The organism is Nostoc sp. ATCC 53789 (assembly GCF_009873495.1).
In the GTDB taxonomy this organism is placed as follows: Bacteria; Cyanobacteriota; Cyanobacteriia; order Cyanobacteriales; family Nostocaceae; genus Nostoc; species Nostoc muscorum_A.
Genome location: NZ_CP046703.1, coordinates 5,639,529 through 5,660,089, shown reverse-complemented (window position 1 = coordinate 5,660,089; position 20,561 = coordinate 5,639,529). Strand labels below are relative to the sequence as shown.

The following is a 20,561-nucleotide window of genomic DNA, read 5'->3' as shown; positions in this document are numbered from 1 at the left end:
CTAATTTCAGTTCTATTTTGGTAGGGAACCAGGATGAATAGCGGCAAAGCCGCTTATCCTGTCTCCCGTACATAGTCTCAGGTTATCAAATACCAGATTACTTAGTAATGATTGAGGTTAATACCAGCTTCTTTCGCCATTGCTTCTAACCCTTTAACTTCTAGGGTTTTAATTGCTTTGGTGGACAGCTTTAATTTGACCCAGCGATTTCCGCCAGCCCACCAAACACGCTTGCTTTGCAGATTGGCGTGCTGAAGGCGTTTTGTACGACGGTGGGAGTGAGAAACAGCAAAGGCGTTATTTGCCTTCTTACCAGTTAGTTCACAGCGACGAGACATAGCAAGTATCTCCAGATTGTTATTTTAATACAGCCTTTCCATTCTATGTCTTAGACAACAGAAGTGGAAAAGGGAGTGGGGGAGATGAGGGGGAAGGGGAAGGGGAGCAGGGGGAGCAGGGGAGCAGGGGAGCAGGGGGACAAGGGGGAATTATTGAACAAGTAAGTCTCCCCCCTCTTCCTGATCTCCCTTGTCTCGTCTTCATACCCAATACTTCGGCTTCGCTCAGTACAAGTTCCCCATTCCCAATTCCCAATTCCCAACTATTTACTAGCTTGTTCAGTCAGCTTGGTGAGTACCTCATTCGATCGCTCGACGAAAGATTTCATTCCTTCAGCGTCAAATCCTTTTTGAGACATCAGCGCTAAATCGTAAACGTGTTGACAAATCAGGTTCACTAACTGATCTGTAGACGATTGACCGTCACCTTGGATAATAGTACCTTGGTTCAGATTTGCCAGATTTTGAATTAGCGGGTGAGCAGTATTCACCAGCAAAATGTGATCTTCAGGAAACTCTGCTGTTCCCTGCTGCATCATGGCGTTCATTTCTCGCAGGCGGCGCAGAATCTCTGGTAAAAGAACGATCGCAGGTGGTGTACCTTGAGGATCGTCTGATTTCAACGCTTCGGTACGGATGTTGAGTTTGGGTTTGTTGAGAGATTTCTCAAATAACTCTTTAATCGTCTCACTGCGGGTTTTGTTCGTCTTGGGATCGACAATTTCCTTATCTTTATCTTGTTCCAGCAGAGTATTATCTAAATCTGAGTCTACCCGTGTAAACTTGACATCCTGATATTCCCGCTCTAGGAAGTTGATAAAGTGGGTGTCAATGAAGGAGTCCATAAACAGGACTTCCAAACCTTGATTTTTGTGCAGTTCTATGTATGTAGCTTGGGTTGTTTCATCGGTGCTGTAGAAAACTCGGTTTTCGTTGCGTTCTTTGTTGCGTTCTAGATATTCTTTGAGTGTGGTGTAAGGTGCGGTGGGTGTTGAGTTTTCAGCGCTGGGTGAAGGAGTCACATCTTGCCAAGCATCCCCGTCTGAAGACTGGACTTCAACTACTGGAGTTTCAGCCGCAACTTTTTCTGTCAACTTGGCGGTGGTGCGGAAAACGATGATATCTTCGATTTGTTTTTTGAATTTATCGTCGTTGAGAACGCCGAATTTTACAAAGGTTCCGAGGTCTTTCCAAGCACTAATGTATTGTTCACGATTATCGCGGAAAAGTTCTTTGAGGCGATCGCCTACTTTTTTGGCAATGTAGTCACCAATTCGCTTCACGGTGCGATCGCCTTGCAAGGCACTACGCGATACGTTCAGGGGAATATCAGTGCTATCAATCACACCCCGCATCGGCATCAAAAATTGCGGAATAATTTCTTCGCAGTTGTCACTAACAAAAACTTGATTGCAAAATAGCTTGATCTGACCTTTCGTAACATCTACATCCGGCCTCATTTTGGGGAAATACAAAATCCCGTTGATGATAAAGGGATAGTCTGTATTTAAATGCACCCACAACAGAGGTTCTTCCTGAAAAGGATACAGGTAGCGGTAAAACTCTAAATACTCTTCTTGACTCAGATTACTTGGAGACTCTCGCCACGGTGCTTTTTGCTTATTTAATACCTCACCTTCTAGTTTTATTGGTACTGGTAAAAAGTCGCAGTAGGTCTTGACAAGATTCTTAATTCGTGCAGACTCTAAAAATTCCTCTTCTTCTCCTTGGAGGCTGAGAGTAATAGTAGTACCACGAGTTGTCCGGGACGAATCTTCTAGGGTGAAAGCTGGGGAACCATCGCAAGTCCAGTGAACCGCCTGCGCTCCTTCTTGATAAGATAGAGTATCAATTTCTACCTTTTGCGCCACCATGAATGAAGAGTAGAAACCAAGACCGAAGTGCCCAATTATGGGTTGATCTGATTTGCCTTCATATTTATGAATAAATTCTTCAGCGCTAGAGAAGGCAACCTGATTGATATATTTCTTAACTTCATCTGCGGTCATCCCGATACCGTTATCGGAGATGGATAGGGTTTTGTTATCTTTGTCAATGGCAATTTCAATTTCTGGTTCGCCGATATCTCCAGCGTAATCTCCAGCGCGGGATACCATTTTCAGCTTTTGGATAGCGTCTACAGCGTTGGATACGAGTTCCCGCAAGAAAATTTGATGATCTGAGTAGAGCGACTTCTTAATGATCGGGAAAATATTATCAGTATGAATACTGATAGTGCCTTGTTCTAGCATAATTGGTAATTTTTCGATGTTAGTATCTGAAATGATGATAGTGGCTTATACAGCCTAGGGCGTGTTTTCAAACTATTCGTTTAGCCTCCTAATTTTTTAGATACCCCTAAATCCCCCTTAAAAAGGGGGGACTTTAAGAAATTCTTAGCCCCCCTTTTTAAGGGGGGTTGGGGGGATCTAAGACTTTGAAAAAAAGCCCTAGCCCTCTGCTTTCCAGGATAAACCCGGAGAATACAGAAGGACATGATACCAATTAGGATTTTAAAAGCATAGCTTAGGCGATCGCACCTTTTTTGAGCATTGTTTGCCCCCATTTCTGATTCGGATTTCCCTACTTCCTAGTAGAGACGCGATTAATCGCGTCTCTGCTTAATCTCCATTATTATGAGCATGATTGCTATATTTTTTACCTATGGTTAATAGTTCTGACTTACTCGCAAAACTCTACAATGCCTTTAACCCCTTTGAACCCTTACCAGCAGGCGATCCAAAATATGTAGATTGTCAGGATGTGCGGGGAGATGCGGATATTGAACAAGAGTTGGGAAATCGGATGCGATTAGCAGATACAAATACTTGTCAATTGTATTCTGGTCATCGGGGTGCGGGTAAGTCTACAGAATTACTCAGGTTAAAGAAATATTTAGAAAATCAGGAATTTTATGTTGTGTATTTTGCGGCTGATGAAGAGGATATCGATTCTGAAGATGCCCAATATACAGATATTCTCCTCGCCTGTACGCGCCGTTTGCTCAAAGATTTAAAAGAAATTGCTAGTCCTCGTCCTATACTCGACTGGTTGAAAGGTCGTTGGGAAGATTTGAAAGATTTAGCGCAGACTCCCATAGAATTTGAGAGTCTGGGAGTAGAAGCACAGCTAACTCAATTTGCTAAGTTAACTGCAAATTTAAGGGCTGTTCCTGAATTGCGCCAGAAGATTCGCCAAAAAATTGATCCTTACACCGTCACATTAATTCAAGTGTTAAATGAGTTTCTGCTGGATGCAAAACAGCACTTACCTAATGGCTACAAGAAACTGGCGGTAATTGTCGATAACTTAGATCGGATGGTATTAGTCAAAGATGGAGAACGCACCAACTATGAAGAAGTCTTTTTAGACCGTAGCGAACAACTTCAAGCTTTAGATTGCCATTTGATTTACACTGTTCCCATTTCAATGGTCTATTCTACAAGGGCAACAGACCTCAGAGATATCTACGGCGACCCCCATATTTTGCCGATGATTATGGTAAAAACTTTCGAGGGAGAAGTTTATCAGCCAGGACTCAAGAAAGTTAAGGAAGTAATTAAGAAGCGAGTCCGGCAAATTGCACCAGAACTATCACTAGAAACAGAAATTTTCGACAGTCCCCAAACCTTAGACAGACTTTGTTTGATGAGTGGAGGTCATGTGAGGAATTTGCTATTGTTAACTCAAGATGCCTTTGGACGCACTGAAGAGTTACCTGTTTCAGAAAAGGCGGTGCGACGAGCAATTACTCAAGCCAGAGATACTTATCGCCGCGCTGTGGAAAATCATCAATGGTGTTTGTTAGCGGAAGTATCTTGTTCTAAGCGGATTATTAATGATGACCGATATCGCAGTTTGATGTATAACCGATGTCTTTTAGAATACCGCTATTTGGATGATGATGGAGAAATGCAGCGTTGGTATGATATTCATCCATTGATTCAAGGAATTCCAGAATTTAAAGAAGCCGTAGCGCTAACCGTTCACGGAGGGTAAAAAAATGCCCGATATGAAATTCAATGAAATCAGCAAAAAAACTAGCCTAGATTAGGTTTTTTACTGATTATTCTTAATAATCCAAAGTTCTATACTGTCTTGCAAATCGTCTTTACCACTTTAGGCATAGTTTTTTAATGATACTAAATCGGCTAAAAAGCTTGCTGAACAAAGTTTTGAGGCTTTGTAGTAAATTCTCCCCCCCCCGTGAACGGTTACGCCGTAGCGAAACTTTCATGAACCCAAATTTTAGTGATTGGGATGATGATTTACCCCCAGAACCAGAAGAAGCTTATCAAAACTTGCTTCGCGCACTGAAGCGAAAATCAGGATTTGGTTTGTTTTTTGTCCAATGTACACCTGTGGAAGCAGATAATTTAATTGTCAAACTTACCCATAAAATTCCGCAGAAGAAGATAGCGGTTTTACGCTTGGTTGAAGCAATTGATAATTTATATGAGCGAGTGGCAAACTTTATTAAAGATAAGGAAATTGATATTTTATTGATTAAAGGTCTGGAATATTCTTTATACAAATATGAAAAAAGAACTTTTGGGGAAATTACTGAAGGACAATTTAGCAATCTAACCAGTGTTCCGCATATTTTAAATCACTTAAATCAACAGCGAGAACGCTTTAGAGATGATTTTCCGATTAGCTTTGTTTTTATCTTGCGTTCATTTTCGATCAACTATTTTATCCATCGCGCCCCAGATTTTTTTGATTGGCGTTCTGGGGTGTTTGAATTACCTACAACGCCAGAAGTGGTAGAAAAAGAATCAAATCGACTACTTCTAGAAGCAGACTATAAAGAATATTTGAAACTTCGTCCAGAAGAAAAAATTGAAAAAATCCTGGAAATTAAAGACTTGTTAGTAGAAAGACATCAGACAGAAAATTGTAAGGCTCACTTACTATTTGAACTGGGAACTTTATTAATCACTGCTAAGGAATATGAAGCAGCGATTGCATACTACGACCAAGTACTGAAAATTAAACCTGATTCCCACGAAGCTTGGCACAATCGTGGTTATGCGCTATGTGAATTAGCACGCAATGCAGAAGCGATCGTATCCTACGACCAAGCACTGAAATTTAAACCAAATGACCACCAAGCTTGGTACAGTAAAGGTAATGCGTTACTTGATTTGGGACACAATGAAGAAGCGATCACATCCTACGACCAAGCACTGAAATTTAAATCTGATTTCCACGAGGCTTGGTACTATAAAGGTAATGCGTTACTTAATTTGGGGCGCAATGAAGAAGCGATCGCATCCTACGACCAAGCACTGAAATTTAAACCAAATGACCACCAAGCTTGGAACAATCGGGGCATTACACTAGGCCATTTAGGACGCTTTGAAGAAGCGGTCGCATCCTACGACCAAGCACTGAAAATCAAACCTGATTTACACGAAGCTTGGTACAATCGGGGCAATGCGCTACATGATTTAGGACGCAATGAAGAAGCGATCGCATCCTACGACCAAGCACTGAAATTTCAACCAGATAAACACGAAGTTTGGTACAATCGGGGCATTACACTAGGTCATTTAGGACGCAATGAAGAAGCGATCGCATCCTACGACCAATCACTGAAATTTCAACCAGATTTACACCAAGCTTGGTATGGCAAAGCTTGCTATTATGCTCTACAAGGTAATATTGAGCAAGCAGTAGAAAACTTACAACAAGCAATTAATCTGAATCGTGAAAAATATCAAGAGATAGCAAAAACTGACTCAGATTTTGATAGTATTCGGGAAGATGAGCGGTTTCAAGCTTTAATTCTATAACCGCTATAAAGACTAAATTAATGTAGAGATTAATGTAGCGATCGCCTTCTCATTTCGACTAAAAAGACTAACTAAAATTAACAGCGATGCCTATACATTACTAAATCTAAAGTTAACCGATCTTCAGGAACACAAATCAAATGTCAGAAAATGCCCAAGAGCAAAAACAGCTATCTCTCCAAGAAATTGCTAGCCTATCTTTGGCAGAACGTCACAAAATACTTGAACCTTTGATCGCCGCTATAGCCAAAGATTTTTTGAATGACCCGGAATTAACAGAATTCTCAGTTTTGGATGGTGAAGACTGGGAAACTGAGAATGAAAACATAATTCATGCGGAAGAAATTGAAAGCATCTGTAACCATGATGGCTTTTTGAATGGCTATATATTAAAAGATGAAGGACTTTATGATGACTATGCAAATCAGAAGAAAAATGCTTAAAAGAAGTATGAAATTTGTATATTAAATCTCAGTTTTAAGCAGCTTAAATTAAAAGCGATCGCACATAAATTACTAAATATAAACTGATGTAGCGATCGCCTTCTTAGACTATGTAGCAATCTGTGGTACTGACACCTTCACCAGCACTTTTTTACTAAAAGACAGACCATTTTCATTTTTGTCAATGATAATGGTGTCTCCAGAGATAAAAGTATTCTCCAACAACTTGGTGGCGAGGGGGTTTTCTACTTCTCGCTGAATTGCGCGTTTGAGTGGACGCGCACCATAAACTGGGTCATAGCCTGATTCGACAAGATGATCGCAAGCTGCTTGGGATATCTCAAAGAAGATTTTTTGCTCGCGCAGGAGATTTTCTACCCGCTTGAGTTGAATACGGATGATTTGCCGCATTTCCGTGCGATTGAGGGTATGGAAGAGAATAATATCATCGACGCGGTTGAGAAATTCCGGGCGGAAATGCGATCGCAAACCTTCCATTACCCGCTTCCGCATCGTTTCATACTGGGAATCATCACCAGATACATCCAAAATATGTTCGCTACCTATGTTACTTGTCATGACAATAACGCTGTTGCGAAAATCTACCGTCCTTCCCTGAGAGTCAGTAATCCTCCCATCATCTAACACCTGCAACAAAATATTGAACACATCGGGGTGCGCTTTTTCCACTTCATCCAGTAGCACCACTGAGTAAGGACGGCGGCGAACAGCCTCGGAAAGTTGACCGCCTTCTTCATAGCCTACGTATCCTGGAGGCGCTCCCACTAACCGAGAAACTGAGTGTTTTTCCATATACTCAGACATATCCAAGCGCACCAAGGCATCATCAGAATCAAAGAGAAACTGAGCTAAAGCACGCGCAAGTTCGGTTTTGCCCACTCCTGTGGGGCCCATGAACAAAAATGAACCAATGGGACGCGAGGGATCTTTCATCCCCGCACGGGCGCGGCGAATGGCTGCTGCTACGGCTTCTACAGCCTCTTCTTGCCCAATGACTCGTTGATGCAAATGACTTTCTAGTTGGAGCAATTTTTGCCGTTCTGATTCTAATAAGCGATTGACGGGAATTCCTGTCCACTTGGCGACGATTTCGGCAATATCGGCTTCGGTGACTTGTTCTCGCAACAACGTGGAACCTTGGTTTTGAATTTCTAAAAGGCTCGCTTCCTTGGCTTCACGCTCGTGCTGTACTCCTTCCAATTTGCCATATTTCAGTTGAGCAGCTTTATTTAAGTCATAAGCACGTTCCGCCTGTTCAATTTGCACCCGCAGCGCATCTTCTTCTTTCTTTAAAGCGCTGATCGCCTCCAATATCTGCTTTTCACCTTGCCATTGCTCGTTAAATACTTGCTGTTTTTCAGTCAAATTGGCGATTTCTTGCTCAATGCGCTCCAAACGCTCTTTTGTTTGAGGAGTACCTTTTTCTTCGCCAGCTAATGACAGCTTTTCCATTTCTAACTGCATGAGGCGGCGATCGATGGTTTCCAATTCTGCTGGTTTGGAGGTAATCTCCATTTTCAACTGTGCTGCGGCTTCATCTACCAAATCGATGGCTTTATCTGGTAAGAAGCGATCGCTAATATAACGCGCTGATAGAGTTGCTGCTGCTACCAAAGCCGAATCAGAAATTTTGACGTTGTGATGCACTTCGTAGCGTTCTTTCAACCCCCGCAAAATGGAAATAGTATTTTCCACACTTGGTTGATCGACAAATACTTGCTGAAAGCGGCGTTCTAGGGCGGCATCTTTCTCAATGTGTTTGCGGAACTCGTCGAGGGTAGTTGCGCCAATACAACGTAGTTCTCCCCGCGCCAGCATTGGTTTAAGCAGATTTCCGGCATCCATTGCCCCTTGTTGGCTGGAACCTGTACCGACTACGGTATGTAGTTCGTCGATAAATAGGACAATTTGCCCGTTAGAGTCCATAACTTCTTTGAGGACAGCTTTCAGGCGTTCTTCAAATTCTCCTCGCAATTTTGCCCCAGCAATTAAACTACCGATGTCTAAAGAGATGAGTTGGCGGTTTTTCAGCGATTCGGGAACATCACCGTTTACCATCCGTTGTGCTAAAGCTTCTGCGATCGCAGTTTTACCTACCCCAGGTTCACCAATCAATACGGGGTTATTTTTGCTCCGACGAGACAATACTTGAATTACCCGCCGAATTTCGTCATCTCGCCCAATTACTGGGTCGAGTTTTCCAGCTTTTGCCTGTTCTGTCAAATCTCTGCCAAATTTTTGTAAAGCTTCATAGCGCGATTCTGGGCTTTGATCTGTTACCTTTTGGCTACCGCGAACGGCTTTGATAGTAGCTTCTAGTTTAGCTGCGTCCGCACTAAAGCTTTTGAGGATCTTTCGTCCAATGCGATCATCTTCAGCAAAAGCCAAAAGTATATGTTCTACGGAAATGTAGGAGTCTTTCATCCTGACTCTAGCTTCCTCAGCTTTATCTAGTAAAACGTCTAAACTACGGCTAAGATAAAGCTGATCGCTTTTACCAACTTTGGGCTGACGTTGGATAAAGGCTTCTAACTGCTGTTGAAAGCGGATTGGATCGACCTCAGATCGAGCCAGGATACGTATTGCTAGACTAGTGGGTTCTTCTAACAGGGCAATAATTAAATGTTCAACATCTAGTTGCTGTTGTTGATAAGCACGGACTATATCCTGAGATTTAACAATTGCTTCCCAGGCTTTATCAGTAAATTTATTCGGATCTGTAGGTTGCATCTTTATAATTTTGGAATTTTGATTTTTAGTTTAGGGATTGGGCATTGGGGACTGGATATTGGGGATTGGAAAAACTTTTACTTAGTCACTAATTCCTAGTGCCTAGTCCCCAGTCCCTAATTATCCAAACATTCTCAGCGTATATCCGTGTGTATCTCCAGTGGCAATTTAGGAATGGTAATTTGGTGATAGTTTAATCTACTACCTATTTTCTAATTTAACGTGTCGGGGAAGTCCCCACTTTCTCTGCGAGACGCTAACGCGAACAATGTACTCATAAGGTGGGGATTGTGAGCGGGTACTAAGGATTGCATCCGCTATTGTTTTTTTGTGTAAACAAAAACAATACCGGATGTATGACGAAGCACCAAAATTTTCTGATAAGCTTTGGATTATCTTGACCACCAATGCCGTAAGCGAAAACCAAGCTGGATAGGTATGTGTCGCAAGAGAAAGGTTTGGATCTTAGGAACCAGGACTCCTGCCCTTGGAGAGAATGTCAGACCAATAGAACTACAAAGTTCTGGAGGCTGTTCCCGATGAATTGGGAAGCTCCGTCCGTCTTACAGCGCGGTAGTTCACTTATAAGAATTACTGACTCACAAGTTGCTCTTGTGATTCCTGTTTGGCTGCCGAACCTTGAGATCCTAGTTGAATCAGCTCAATTTTATACCCATCTGGATCTTCCACAAAAGCAATTACTGTCGAACCATGTTTCATCGGCCCTGGTTCGCGCACGACTTTACCGCCCTGATTGCGGATTTCTTCACAGGTAGCGTAAATATCATCAACCCCAAGGGCAATGTGACCGTAAGCATTACCCAATTCGTACTTTTCCACACCCCAGTTGTAGGTTAGTTCAATTACTGCGTTGTCGCTTTCGTCACCATAGCCCACAAAAGCCAAGGTAAATTCTCCCCCTGGATAATCTTTTCGGCGCAGTAATTTCATACCCAAAAGTTCACAGTAGAACTTTAACGACTCTTCCAGATTTGCTACCCGTAGCATTGTATGTAGTAATCGCATATTGACCTTTTCTGTGTAATTGATTTAGTGTTATTCTCTGCAAACATTTTACCTAGCTGACAGTCTTCAGGAGAAATGCCATCAGGGAAAAATTGAAGAAGAATTCAGAAGTCAGAATGGGCTAAACGCCCCGCTACCGCTAACAGGAGTCAGAATGCAAGACGCGACGCTCGAAGACTCGCTAACGCTGCGCTATCCACCAGTCGCACAGAATACCCAACTGAATTCTGGCTCCTGACTCCTGAATTCTGTTTCGATCAAATAAACATTCCCTTACCCATTTTTGGTGTTGTTCCCGATCCATATAATGGAAATCTTCTTTAATCTCAGCCAATAAAGTCTCTTAACAGCATAAGCTAGCGATTGGGTTAGGCAACTGGACTGGGTGCGTAACACACTCGAATAAAGGATAAAGTACAGATGAGTAAATTTTTAGACACTGCAATTGAAGCGATCGCAGCCCGTGAAATTCTTGATTCACGCGGTAGACCAACAATTGAAGCCGAAGTGCATTTAGCCAATGGTGTTGTCGGACTAGCGCAGGTTCCCAGTGGTGCTTCCACAGGCACTTTTGAAGCTCACGAACTGCGTGATGGCGATAAAAGCCGTTATGGGGGCAAAGGCGTACTCAAGGCAGTAAAAAACGTCAAAGAAGCACTTGCACCAAAATTAATAGGCTTGGATGCCCTCAACCAAGAACTGCTAGACCGGACGATGATCGCCATAGATGGTTCTCCTAACAAATCCAGTTTGGGCGCGAATGCAATTTTGGGGGTTTCCCTAGCAGCAGCCAAAGCTGGCGCTGAATCTCTAGATATTCCTCTATATCGCTATTTGGGTGGCCCTTTAGCGAATTTGCTCCCAGTGCCATTGATGAACGTAATTAACGGTGGCGCACACGCATCAAACAACGTGGACTTTCAAGAGTTTATGATTGTCCCAATTGGCGCAACTTCCTTTCGGGAAGCATTGCGCTGGGGTGCAGAGGTATTTGCTACCCTCAGTCAAGTATTAGATGAGAAGGGTTTACTTACTGGTGTAGGTGATGAAGGTGGCTTTGCCCCGAACCTAGAATCTAATCAAGTAGCTTTGGAATTGCTAGTTGCTGCCATTAAGAAAGCTGGTTACAAGCCAGGGGAAGAAGTAGCTTTAGCTTTAGATGTTGCAGCTAGCGAATTTTACAAAAATGGTCAGTATGTTTACGATGGTAAACCTCACGCCCCGGCTGAGTTTATCGATTATTTAGGACAACTTGTTGACCAATACCCAATTGTTTCAATTGAGGATGGTTTACATGAAGAAGATTGGCAAAGTTGGCAATTGCTGACCCAGAAGTTAGGTTCGCGGGTGCAATTGGTAGGGGATGATTTGTTTGTAACGAACGCTACTCGTTTGCAAAGAGGCATCCAAGAAAAAGCCGCTAACGCCATTTTGATTAAACTCAATCAAATTGGTTCTCTCACCGAAACCTTGGAAACGATTGATTTGGCAACTCGTAATAGCATCCGTTCAGTAATTAGCCATCGTTCTGGTGAAACCGAAGATACAACGATCGCTGATTTAGCTGTAGCAACCCGTGCCGGTCAAATCAAAACAGGTTCCCTCTGTCGCAGCGAACGGGTAGCAAAATATAATCGCTTGCTGCGAATTGAAGATGAACTAGGCGATCGCGCCGTTTATGCTGGTGCTGTGGGTTTAGGGCCGAAGTAGAGACTGGGGAGACAAGGGGACAAGGGGACAAGAGGTGAGAACTTGAAACAAGTCTTTCCCCTTGTCCCCAATTCTCCTTGTCCCCAAGTCCTCTTCCCAATTCTCAATCATGGATAAAACCCCAACTTGGGCAACCCCAAAGTTTCATCCCAGCCCATCATTAGGTTTAGACATTGAATCGCTTGACCCGCTTGCCCTTTAATTAGATTGTCAATTGCCGACATGACAATCACCCGACCTGTGCGCGAGTCAACTTCTACGCCGATGTAACAAAGATTGCTGCCGTTAGCCCACTTGGTTTGGGGGTAAATGCCGCTACCGCAGACTTTTACCCAAGGAGAGTTGCGGTAGAAGGCTGAGAAAATTGTGATTAAGTCATCTCGCACTAGACCGGGATCGCTCATCTTGGCATATACCGTTGCCAAAATCCCGCGTACCATTGGGACAAGATGCGGTGTAAATTGGATCATCAGTTCGTGACCAGCTAAGTCACTGCAAATTTGCTCAATTTCTGGGGTATGACGGTGACGGCCGATATTGAAAGCTGCGATGGAATTATCTGCTTCAGATAGTAATAAGTTGGTTTGAGGTTGCCGTCCACTGCTAGATGTGCCAGCCTTGGCATCGATAATAGCTGTTTCTGGAACGATTAAGCCTTGCTTTAAGAGTGGCGAAAGTGCAAGGAGACTCGCAGTGGGATAGGAACCAGGACAGCCAATAAGTTGAGCTTCGGCAATGCGATCACGATAAAGTTCTGGTAATCCATAAACTGCTGTAGCTGCAATGGTGCGATCGCTTCTCTCAATGCCATACCAATTTGTATAAGTTGTCAAATCCCTGAACCGATAGTCTGCACTCAGATCCAGCACTTTACATCCTTTTTCTAATAGTTTGGGCGCGATTTGGCAAGCCAGACCATTTGGTAAAGACAGGAAAACTACTTCACAGCGATGAGCAATTATTTCTGGTTCTACCGCTTCTATTGGTAGATTAGCGGTATGAGCCAGATGCGGGTACAAATCCCCAAAGGATTTACCGATACTACTCTCACCGCCTAAATAAACCAGTTCGACTTCTGGATGATCCATCAGTAGCCGTACTAACTGCACTTCGCCATAGCCCGACGCGCCAACAATCCCAACGGGTACGCGTCTAAATTTGCCCATGATCTGAAATCCTTATCCCATGAATAGTTAATTCGTTCTCAGCTATCAACAATATCAGCGACTAGACTCTTAGCGTACAAAACACCTAAAACCCCTCTACTTTTTTCGGACGGAAAGTAAGAAGACGCGGCGAAGTGACAAAATATTCTATTTGTCCCCCTTATGAATGGCACTAAGAAAACCTGAAACCTTTGTTTGAGGGAGGTGTGGGAGGTGTGGGAGGATGGGGAAGAAGTCTTACCCCCCACACTCCCCACACTCCCCACACTCAAAAGCCAGTTAAATCAAGGGTTTGCGCTTATCTTAATGCCATTTGTCTCCCTTATCCTGTTCATTCTTAGCTGTCGCTGCACTTTAAATCCCCATTTTGAACGGCAAAAATTTTTGCCCTGTTATCAAATCATTGCTAGTCTACTTCTCTGCCTTATAAAGGAGCTACAATCTAAAAGAAGAAATTGTAAAAAAAATTTACGTTGGTAGCTGGAAATCTTTCTGTGTCACAGCCTAATCCTACCCAAGCTTTTAAATTTGATTCGATTGATGCCGCTTTAGCAGACCTAAAAGCTGGTCGTGTAATTGTAGTGGTAGATGATGAAAATAGAGAAAATGAAGGCGACTTAATTTGTGCTGCCCAATTTGCGACACCCGACACGATTAATTTCATGGCGGTGGAAGCTAGAGGGCTGATTTGTTTGGCAATGACAGGCGATCGCTTAGACGAGCTAGACTTACCTTTGATGGTAAGCAACATTACAGATACTAATCAAACTGCCTTCACTGTTAGCATTGATGCTGGGCCAGAATTGGGTGTTACGACTGGCATCTCAGCCGAAGATCGTGCCCGCACTATCCAGGTTACTCTCAATCCAGCCACAAAACCTACCGATTTACGTCGTCCTGGTCATATTTTCCCCATTCGGGCAAAAGCTGGGGGTGTACTCAAACGCGCCGGGCATACGGAAGCGGCTGTAGACTTATCTCGACTAGCAGGGCTATATCCAGCCGGGGTAATTTGTGAAATTCAAAACCCCGATGGTTCAATGGCGCGGTTGCAGCAATTATTTGAATATGCCAAACGTCACAATTTAAAAATAATTAGTATTGCGGATTTAATCAGCTATCGCCTACAGCATGATCGCCTGGTGTATCGTGAGGTAATTACCAAGCTGCCTAGTCAATTCGGCCAGTTTGAAATTTACGCCTACCGCCATACCCTGGATAATACAGAACACGTTGCAATTGTCAAAGGAGATCCAGATAACTTCAAAGATGAGCCAGTAATGGTTCGGATGCACTCAGAATGCTTAACTGGTGATGCTTTGGGTTCTTTGCGCTGCGATTGTCGGATGCAGTTAGAAGCTGCGCTGAAGATGATTGAGGCTGCTGGTCAAGGTGTAGTTGTATACCTGCGTCAAGAAGGACGAGGCATCGGCTTGATTAACAAGCTAAAAGCCTACTCATTGCAGGATATGGGACTGGATACAGTTGAAGCAAACGAGCGTTTGGGATTTCCTGCTGACTTGCGAGACTACGGGATGGGCGCACAAATGCTGATGGATTTGGGCATCAAAAAGATTCGTTTGATTACCAATAATCCCCGTAAAATTGCTGGAGTTAAAGGTTACGGCTTGGAAGTAGTTGATCGCGTGCCATTGTTAATTGAAGCAACCGACTACAATTCTTATTACCTAGCGACAAAGGCGAAAAAGCTGGGTCACATGCTGTTACAGACTTATCTGGTGACAGTAGCAATCCATTGGCAAGATGACCCGGAAGCAGTGACAGAACGTTATGAACGCTTAGAAAAACTGCGACATTTAGCGAAAAGTAATGATTTATTGTTGCAAGAAGAAGCGCGTCCGTTAGCGATCGCTATATTTGATGAGCCATCTTTGACAGTACACTTGGGTTTTGATCAAGCAAAAGTTGCTAGCTCTGATTGGTATCAACAAACTGGTCATCCTTATATACAAGCTATCTTCCAAATTCTGGACAACCTTGCAACCTTGCCATACATCCAAAAACTAGAATTTCTGATTTCTTCTGGTTGCGATCCCTTGAGTAATTTACAAGTCCAACTGGATCGGCAGACATTCTCGGATGGTACACTACCTTCATCGATTAGCGATCGCCTGGAAAAGCAGCAAATATATAGCTTTAGCAAATAGCGTGGTTCAATAAATTTTGTAGTGGCGTGGCAAGACTAAAATGTTGCAAAAAAATTGTAGGTTGGGTGGAGGCTTTGCGTAACCCAACATTCTGATATATGTTGGTTTGCGCTCCGCTTCACCCAATCTACGTCTAATGCACTATTTTAGCCTTGCCACGCCATTACGAATAAATTATTTACTAGCTCTATAAATTGGTCTAACTTGACGAAAAGTATTAAGTAAACTCAGAAATTTATTACCATCAAAATTTATCGGGTCAACTTTTTTACCAGAACGATCTACGAGATGATGGGTAGTAATTCGATAGTCTGGAACTTGACTTTGAGCAATTAACCAAGCAAGAGACTTATATTGAGCCTCCGTGTAGCCGCTATGGGTTTGTTGGCTGTTACTGTCATAACTATCTGGCGGTGTTTCTAAAGAAACGTGGTAAGCAAAATTATTCACAGACGCAGGTAACTTTGGATTAGTCTGCACAGTTTCCAATCCCTGTGGACTCTCAAATACTGAGTTAGCTGCACCAAAAGCCCGCTTTTCTGGCGGTACTAGATAAACCACCGTTCCATCTAACTTGACTAAAGCGTGGTAACTTGCCTGTACACTTTCATCGTTATGGGCTACTTGAAAGAAATTAATCGCGCTGGAAGCAGAATAACCAGTTTCATGGAGGACGATAATCGGTTGATTGTGAAGAGGTATACCATTAGCATCTTGGGCGTACCGTTCTCCATAGTTACTTGGATCAACCGAAGCAACTTGATAACTAGGTCTGTACTGTGCAAAAGCTTGAGTAGTTATGTACCTCGATACAGGTTTGTTAGTCTTGACTGGGGACTTGATAACACGTTGAGATTTCTTCTCTGGCTCTTTCGCTGATTGGAATTGCACCTGCGGATATTGACTGAAGGCCATAACCCGTGGATTAGATAGATGGGATGTTGTCGGATTATTGTGTAATTTTGTCGCTCGTCCAATTAGCAGCACCACAATCACAGCCATGAACATCAGCGAGATTAGTAACACCCTAGTCGCCCAGTCTTTAAACCTCATTTTTCTAATACCCGTAAAACGGTAAATATTAACTTATAGCTAAATTGCGATGTCTTTCGTAGAGGCGCACTTCCGTAAACCCCTACCGTAGATGGTATCCAAACGATAATCACTATAACACTTTAATTCTAGTCAAATATACGTTACTAGTATATGTTGGAATGCTAAATAATCGTTTTAGACGCTTCCTCTGTCTAGGGAGCTATTTAAACTTCATAACTTTTGCCATGAGTATGGAATTGCTGCCAAAGGAATTCCGGTAAGTATACCAAGTAGCAATTATGAATACCTTGTATTCCGAGGCATCTCCTCCCTTAAACGGATATGGTTCGGGTTTCTGAGTGAAAGGATTAACCATATTTGTTTGCCAACATAGACTTAATCTCAGTATTCCCAGGAATTATTTTGGTGTATTGCTCGTTCTATACAAAAGAGCGATCGCACCATCCCCCACCAACTTCGATAAAATCACTATGGTGCTACTTAACCCTAAATCTGATGAAAAGCGATCGCCTCTCTTCCCCTTCTTCTCTTCAACGTCCTGAACTACTTGCGCCAGCAGGTAATTGGGACTGTGCTAAAGCTGCTGTGGAAAATGGGGCAGATGCGATTTACTTCGGTTTGGATCGCTTCAACGCCAGAATGCGAGCAGAAAATTTTACTGAAGCAGACTTACCCCAATTAATGACATTTCTGCACCGTCGCGGCGTAAAGGGTTATGTCACCGTCAACACACTCATATTTCCCAAAGAATTAGCAGAAGCGCAGCAATATCTCCGCACAATTATTGCCGCAGGTGTGGATGCTGTCATTGTTCAAGATGTCGGAATTTGTCGTCTCATCCGTCACCTCTCGCCTGATTTTCCCATCCATGCTTCCACCCAAATGACCATCACCAGTGCGGCTGGGGTGGAATTTGCTAAGTCTCTTGGCTGTCAATTGGTGGTGCTGGCGCGTGAATGTTCTCTTCAGGAAATTAATAAAATTCAGCAGCAGATTGCCCAACAAGAAACTTCGCTGCCCTTGGAAGTTTTTGTTCATGGTGCTTTGTGCGTGGCGTATTCCGGTCAGTGTTTGACTAGCGAAGCTTTAGGCGGACGTTCTGCTAATCGAGGCGAATGTGCCCAAGCTTGCCGGATGCCTTACGATCTAATCGCTGATGGGGAAGTTGTAAATTTAAAAGAACGCAAATATTTACTCAGTCCTCAAGACTTAGCAGGGTTAGATGTTTTGCCCGATTTGGTGAAATCAGGAGTAACTTGTCTCAAAATTGAAGGTCGCCTAAAAGCTCCAGAGTATGTTGCTAATGTCACCCGTGTTTATCGGCAAGCCCTAGATCGGGTGATGGAGGAGATCCCCCCTAGCCCCCCTTCAAAAGGGAAAATAGCCCCCCTTGTTAAGAGGAGTTGGGGGGATCTTCCACTTAATCAAAAACACTACAACCTAGAGATGGCATTTTCTCGCGGACTCTACACGGGTTGGTTTGGCGGGATTAATAATCAAGAACTCGTTCACGCTCGCTTTGGTAAAAAACGTGGGGTTTATTTAGGTGAAGTTACCCGCATTCACAATGAACAGGTGACAGTCAAATTGGAAGCGCCTGTAAAACCAGGGGATGGAATTGTATTTGATTGCGGTCATCCAGAAGCGAAGGAAGAAGGCGGCCGGGTTTATGCTGTGGTGTCTAAGGGTAAAGAAGCAATGCTGACCTTTGGGCGAAATGACTTGAACCTGCGCCGAGTGCATATAGGCGATCGCATTTGGAAAACCAGCGATCCCGAACTTGATAAGCAACTGCGTCAAAGTTTTGCAGGTGAGAACCCACAATTTCAGCGTCCCATTGATGTTGAGGCTTATGGAGAAATTGGTCAGCCATTGATTGCGATCGCCCGCGATCGACTCGGTAATATTGTCCAGGTAGAATCTGCAATTTCTCTAGTGGAGGCGCACACCAAACCCTTAGATACAGAACGTTTACAAGAACAATTCGGTCGTCTCGGTAACACCCCTTTCGTTTTGGAAAAACTAACCAACCACCTCAGCACTTCCCTTATGCTGCCCGTAAGTGAGTTGAACCGGATGCGGCGGGAAATTGTGGTGCAGTTGGAAGAATTGCGAAGTCAACCTAAACGCTGGCAATTACGTTCTGATGTCTCTTTCCAAGATTTACTCCACTCCTCATCTTCCTCTTCTCCTACCCTGCGGGAAGCTAAAGCTACATCTCCTTCACTCATCGTCTTAGTACGAAACCTCAAGCAACTCCAAGCCGCTCTCAAAGCTGGGATTGAAACACTTTACTGTGAATTTGAAGATCCCCGCGCCTACCGAGAAGCGGTGCAAATGGTTCGCCAACAACAGCAAAAAAACAAAGCAGACAATTCTTCACTTTTAACTGATAACTCACCACTCCCCACAATCTGGGTTGCACCACCCCGAATTACTAAACCGGGTGAAAATTGGATTTTGCAGCAGGTACGTGCCTGTGAAGCAGATGGCTATCTGATACGGAACTATGACCAATTGCAATTCTTTGCTCAAGACCGTTGTATTGGAGATTTTTCGCTCAACGTTGCTAATCCCTTGACGGCAGACTACTTTCAGCAACGCTTTGCTTTAGAACGGCTGACGGCATCTTATGACCTGAATATTGCCCAACTACAAGACCTGCTCACCAGTTGTCCACCCCAGTGGTTTGAGGTGACAATCCATCAACATATACCGATGTTCCACATGGAACACTGCGTATTCTGTGCTTTTCTATCGACAGGTACAGATCATACTAACTGTGGAAGACCTTGTGAAAAGCAGGAAGTAAAATTAAAAGATCGTGTAGGCAGCGAACATGTCCTCAAGGCAGATGTAGGTTGTCGCAACACTGTATTTAACAGCACAGCCCAAACTGGAGCCGAGTACGTACAACGTCTCATAGAGTTGGGATTACGTCACTTTCGTATCGAGTTTGTAAATGAAACCCCTGGCCAAGTGACCAAAATAATACATCGCTATCGTCAATTATTGCAAGGTGAAATTACAGGTTCCCAACTATGGCGCGAGTTGAAGCTGCAAAATCAATTGGGCGTAACTCGTGGCCCTATGGGAGTATCTGCATTGCGCTCATAATTCATTTTATGAACACCCAGCTTGGGAAAGTGCTTTAGGAGCATTTAAGAACATCTTTATTGCATGAAATAATTTTGCCTTAAAACCAACAAAGTCAACAGCCTAGCTTCAGACCCCTTCTGAGCAGGAGAGGTATTTTCTTCCCCCCCTGCTTCTCTTCTTCTCCTGCCTCCCCTGCTCTCTTCGGTGAGCAACAAATACAATTAATTCGCGTCGTGGAGGAATATCTCAAGCCGACGCTGTATTAACAAGGAAGTTAAACATCAGACTATCGAATAATTCGCATCGTTGCCATTAAAGTTTAAATTGTGCGAATTTTTACTAATGCCTTAATTACGAATTAGTATCAGCTATGCATATACCTAAATTGTGCGATCGCCCTACAGCCCCTTGGAAATCCTACGGCAGGTGTTGGCGCAGCGATCGCCAAACATCATTTTCATTACTACTAACCATTGCCCTCACCACTTTACTAATCCCGTCGCCCTCGCTAGCGCAAACCCGCGCGATACCGTCGCCTTCGAGTGCGCCTTTAGAACTAGATTTATTGACCAAGCCAAAAGACTATGTAATCACAGCTAACACAATTCATCCACAAGGATTAACTGTTCCGAGTTTATGGTGGGCACAACAAAACTCTGAGAGAAAGCTATTGGATAATTGGATAGCATATCCAGCTTCTGGTAAGGAAGCTGCAAGAGTAGACTTGATCGTAAATCAGCAAATTTGGAGCTTACTAGAGTATATAGAGCGCTACGACTTTGTAAATCGCTTGGGTAGTGCTGCACGAAACTTTGGTTACAACGTCCGGGTATTTAACTATCAAAAGGAACCCTTAGCAACTTATACTTGCAACTTTAGTACAAGTCCAGCTTTATGCAGTATCCAAACAACTGTTAAGAACAAGATAGGCTTACAGCGTTCTCTCCAGTAAATAGTTAGGAGTTAGAGGGAAAAATTATCGCCCTTACCTCCTAATTCGCATAAT

Annotated in this window: 14 protein-coding genes; 7 read left to right on the top strand and 7 right to left on the bottom strand. The window is 43.4% G+C overall.

The annotated features are described in order from the left end of the window. Window positions 1-101: 101 nt before the first annotated feature. Window positions 102-338, bottom strand: coding sequence for a 50S ribosomal protein L28 (gene rpmB / locus GJB62_RS23430; protein WP_114082227.1), 237 nt, complete (start codon window positions 336-338; stop codon window positions 102-104). 263 nt (window positions 339-601) lie between these two features. Next, a complete protein-coding gene (gene htpG / locus GJB62_RS23425; RefSeq protein ID WP_114082228.1) occupies window positions 602-2,590 on the bottom strand; it encodes a molecular chaperone HtpG in 1,989 nt (662 codons plus the stop codon). A gap of 412 nt (window positions 2,591-3,002) precedes the next feature. Between htpG and GJB62_RS23420 the strand changes: the two genes are divergently transcribed. The 3 genes from GJB62_RS23420 (at window position 3,003) to GJB62_RS23410 (ending at window position 6,579) form a co-directional block, all read left to right on the top strand. Next, the gene (locus GJB62_RS23420) at window positions 3,003-4,337 is read left to right on the top strand and encodes an AAA family ATPase (RefSeq protein WP_114082230.1); all 1,335 of its coding nucleotides are present in this window, start codon (window positions 3,003-3,005) and stop codon (window positions 4,335-4,337) included. Window positions 4,338-4,573: 236 nt separating this feature from the next. Continuing rightward, the gene (locus tag GJB62_RS23415) at window positions 4,574-6,136 is read left to right on the top strand and encodes a tetratricopeptide repeat protein (RefSeq protein ID WP_114082231.1); all 1,563 of its coding nucleotides are present in this window, start codon (window positions 4,574-4,576) and stop codon (window positions 6,134-6,136) included. Window positions 6,137-6,276: 140 nt separating this feature from the next. Then, window positions 6,277-6,579: a hypothetical protein gene (locus GJB62_RS23410; RefSeq protein WP_114082232.1), complete on the top strand. Its 303-nt coding sequence runs from the start codon at window positions 6,277-6,279 to the stop codon at window positions 6,577-6,579. A 108-nt stretch (window positions 6,580-6,687) separates the two neighbouring features. Here GJB62_RS23410 and clpB read toward each other — a convergent pair whose 3' ends face one another. Together clpB and gloA are read right to left on the bottom strand one after the other, a co-directional pair. Further along, complete coding sequence (clpB, locus tag GJB62_RS23405; protein WP_114082233.1) at window positions 6,688-9,330, bottom strand: ATP-dependent chaperone ClpB; 2,643 nt, start codon at window positions 9,328-9,330, stop codon at window positions 6,688-6,690. Window positions 9,331-9,921: 591 nt separating this feature from the next. Continuing rightward, entirely contained in the window at window positions 9,922-10,356 is a 435-nt protein-coding gene (gene gloA / locus GJB62_RS23400; protein WP_114082234.1) for a lactoylglutathione lyase, read from the bottom strand. Window positions 10,357-10,776: 420 nt separating this feature from the next. On the opposite strand from gloA, the gene eno reads away from it, so the two are divergent. Continuing rightward, on the top strand, window positions 10,777-12,066 hold the full coding sequence (eno, locus tag GJB62_RS23395) for a phosphopyruvate hydratase (protein ID WP_114082235.1): 1,290 nt from the start codon (window positions 10,777-10,779) through the stop codon (window positions 12,064-12,066). 107 nt (window positions 12,067-12,173) lie between these two features. Here eno and argC read toward each other — a convergent pair whose 3' ends face one another. Continuing rightward, window positions 12,174-13,232 carry an N-acetyl-gamma-glutamyl-phosphate reductase gene (argC, locus tag GJB62_RS23390; RefSeq protein WP_114082236.1) on the bottom strand — a complete coding sequence of 353 codons (1,059 nt, stop codon included), beginning with the start codon at window positions 13,230-13,232 and terminating at the stop codon, window positions 12,174-12,176. A gap of 494 nt (window positions 13,233-13,726) precedes the next feature. Between argC and ribBA the strand changes: the two genes are divergently transcribed. Beyond that, window positions 13,727-15,400, top strand: coding sequence for a bifunctional 3,4-dihydroxy-2-butanone-4-phosphate synthase/GTP cyclohydrolase II (gene ribBA / locus GJB62_RS23385; protein WP_114082237.1), 1,674 nt, complete (start codon window positions 13,727-13,729; stop codon window positions 15,398-15,400). Between the two features lie 174 nt (window positions 15,401-15,574). Here the strand turns inward: ribBA and GJB62_RS23380 are convergent, their stop codons facing one another. Further along, the gene (locus GJB62_RS23380; RefSeq protein ID WP_114082238.1) at window positions 15,575-16,453 is read right to left on the bottom strand and encodes a peptidoglycan recognition family protein; all 879 of its coding nucleotides are present in this window, start codon (window positions 16,451-16,453) and stop codon (window positions 15,575-15,577) included. Between the two features lie 202 nt (window positions 16,454-16,655). Further along, window positions 16,656-16,811, bottom strand: a complete 156-nt coding sequence (locus tag GJB62_RS23375) for a hypothetical protein (RefSeq protein ID WP_159402557.1) — start codon at window positions 16,809-16,811, stop codon at window positions 16,656-16,658. 140 nt (window positions 16,812-16,951) lie between these two features. Here GJB62_RS23375 and GJB62_RS23370 point away from each other — a divergent pair, with 140 nt between their 5' ends. After that, the gene (locus GJB62_RS23370) at window positions 16,952-19,573 is read left to right on the top strand and encodes a U32 family peptidase (protein ID WP_114082239.1); all 2,622 of its coding nucleotides are present in this window, start codon (window positions 16,952-16,954) and stop codon (window positions 19,571-19,573) included. 352 nt (window positions 19,574-19,925) lie between these two features. Then, on the top strand, window positions 19,926-20,507 hold the full coding sequence (locus GJB62_RS23365) for a hypothetical protein (protein WP_245245988.1): 582 nt from the start codon (window positions 19,926-19,928) through the stop codon (window positions 20,505-20,507). Window positions 20,508-20,561 lie beyond the last annotated feature (54 nt).